General features: G+C 63.4%; 1 protein-coding gene. It reads left to right on the top strand.

The genetic code is table 11. The features are described 5' to 3' along the window. Positions 1-434 (top strand): ABC transporter ATP-binding protein (locus AC5ZG1_RS44435; RefSeq protein WP_496136576.1); only part of this gene is annotated, 434 nt, incomplete at both ends.

Raw genomic sequence — 434 nt, 5'->3', positions numbered from 1 at the left:
AACCTGGCCTTCGGACTGAAGATGGCGCGTACGAATGCCGCCGAGATCGAGACGCGCGTCAAGGCAGCCTCCGCGATCCTGAAGATCGACCATCTGCTCGACCGGCGGCCCGGCCAGCTTTCCGGCGGCCAGCGCCAGCGTGTGGCGATCGGGCGAGCGATCGTGCGCGAGCCCGATGTTTTCCTGTTCGACGAACCGCTGTCCAATCTCGATGCGGAACTGCGCGTTTCCATGCGCATCGAGATCGCCCGCCTTCATCGCGAGCTCGGCAACACGATGATCTATGTCACGCATGATCAGACCGAGGCGATGACGCTCGCCGACAAGATCGTCGTGTTGCGCGACGGCCGCGTCGAGCAGGCCGGGACACCGCGGGAAATCTACGAGAATCCTTCGAATACATTCGTGGCGGGCTTCATCGGCTCGCCGAGGAT

Source organism: Bradyrhizobium sp. Leo78, from assembly GCF_059512425.1.
Note: the sequence above shows the minus strand (reverse complement) of the source record. Positions and strands in the feature narration are given on the sequence as shown.